Origin of the sequence: Mesorhizobium sp. M1E.F.Ca.ET.063.01.1.1 (assembly GCF_003998155.1) — a bacterium.
GTDB lineage: Bacteria > Pseudomonadota > Alphaproteobacteria > Rhizobiales > Rhizobiaceae > Mesorhizobium.
On record NZ_RZSC01000953.1, the window covers coordinates 1 to 1,949 of the forward strand.

Below are 1,949 nucleotides of genomic sequence, written 5' to 3' on the forward strand. Positions count from 1 at the left end.
ATGGAGGCATCGACCCCGACGATTTCGAGCGCGTCTGCGCGCAAAAACACCCCAAGATGATGTTCGTGATGCCGACGGCGAAGAACCCGACGCTGGTGACGCTTTCGGCGGAACGGCGCCAGGCGATCGCGCGCATCGCGCGCGCGTACAATGTCGTGCTGATCGAGGACGATCTCTATGGCGAGCTGACCGACGATCCGACGCCGCTGCTTGCCGAGTACGCGCCCGAGCGCACGATCGTCGCCGGCGGTCTGTCGAAGTCGGTCGCGGCCGGCGTGCGTGGCGGTTGGCTGTCCTGCCCGCCGGCCTACCGCCACCGCATCCGCGTCGCCCACAAGATGATGACCGGCGGCCTGCCTTTCCTGCTGGCGGAGGTGGGTACCAGGCTGGTGACATCCGGCCAGGCGGGCGAGATCCGCAAGCGCTGCATTGCCGAAATCCAGGCCCGTCTCCATATCGTGCGCGAGACGCTGGCTGGGTTCGATTTCAAGACAAGAGACAATGTGCCCTTCGTCTGGCTGACCTTGCCTGATCCCTGGCTCTCCGGCACCTTCAAGAATGCCAGCCTGGCGCAAGGCGTGCTCATCGACGACGAGGACGAGTTCAAGGCCGGTCGCTCCGAGCAGGTCTTCCACAGCGTCCGCTTCGGCGTGTCGCAACCCCGGCACAGCAAGGATGTCGCCGGCGGCGTCGCGGTCATCCGCCGCCTGCTCGACGAAGGCCGCGCCGGCTACGACAGTTTTTCCTGATCCGCCCGGCACTGTCCGTCGGGCAGTCGCCGACGCAGTGGTTTTCCGGCGTTTTTCGTCATCCGGTGGGGTGTATCGCGCGAAAGCTTGCGATAAGAGGAGACTCAGAAAATCCCCCTCCCACGGATACCAATCGCTGCTCATGACCATTTCCAATTCCGTGCCGATCACTCCCGAACTCGTCGCCGCGCACGGGCTGAAGCCCGATGAATATCAGCGCATCCTCGACCTGGTCGGCCGCGAGCCGAGCTTCACCGAGCTCGGCATCTTCTCGGCGATGTGGAACGAGCACTGCTCCTACAAGTCCTCCAAGAAATGGCTGCGCACGCTGCCCACCAGCGGCCCGCAGGTCATACAGGGACCGGGTGAGAATGCCGGTGTGGTCGACATCGGCGACGGCGACTGCGTCGTCTTCAAGATGGAGAGCCACAACCATCCGTCCTACATCGAGCCCTATCAGGGAGCGGCGACCGGCGTCGGCGGCATCCTGCGCGACGTCTTCACCATGGGCGCGCGGCCGATCGCGGCGATGAACGCGCTGCGCTTCGGCGCGCCGGACCATCCCAAGACCCGGCATCTGGTCGCCGGCGTGGTTTCGGGCGTCGGCGGCTACGGCAATTCCTTCGGCGTGCCGACGGTCGGCGGCGAGGTCAATTTCGATCCGCGCTACAACGGCAATATCCTGGTCAACGCCTTCGCGGCCGGTCTCGCCAAGACCAACGCCATCTTCCTGTCGCAGGCCAAGGGTGTCGGCCTGCCGGTCGTCTATCTCGGCGCCAAGACCGGGCGCGACGGCGTCGGCGGCGCCACCATGGCCTCGGCCGAATTCGACGACAAGATCGAGGAGAAGCGTCCGACCGTGCAGGTCGGCGACCCCTTCACCGAGAAATGCCTGTTGGAGGCCTGCCTCGAGCTGATGGCCTCGGGCGCGGTCATCGCCATCCAGGATATGGGTGCGGCCGGCCTCACCTGCTCGGCCGTGGAGATGGGCGCCAAGGGCGACCTCGGCATCGAGCTCGACCTCGACAAGGTGCCGGTGCGCGAGGAGCGCATGAGCGCCTACGAGATGATGCTGTCGGAAAGCCAGGAGCGCATGCTGATGGTGCTGCGCCCCGAAAAGGAGAGAGAAGCCGAGGCGATCTTCCACAAATGGGGCCTCGATTTCGCCATCGGCGGCAAGACGACCGACGACCTGCGGTT

At 65.5% G+C, this 1,949-nt stretch carries 2 protein-coding genes; both read left to right on the forward strand.

Features of this window, described 5'->3' with window-relative positions:
• The coding region (locus tag EOA29_RS34705) for a PLP-dependent aminotransferase family protein (RefSeq protein WP_145969992.1) at positions 1-749 on the forward strand (749 nt) is incomplete at its 5' end.
• 142 nt (positions 750-891) lie between these two features.
• The coding region (gene purL / locus EOA29_RS34710; RefSeq protein WP_127222274.1) for a phosphoribosylformylglycinamidine synthase subunit PurL at positions 892-1,949 on the forward strand (1,058 nt) is incomplete at its 3' end.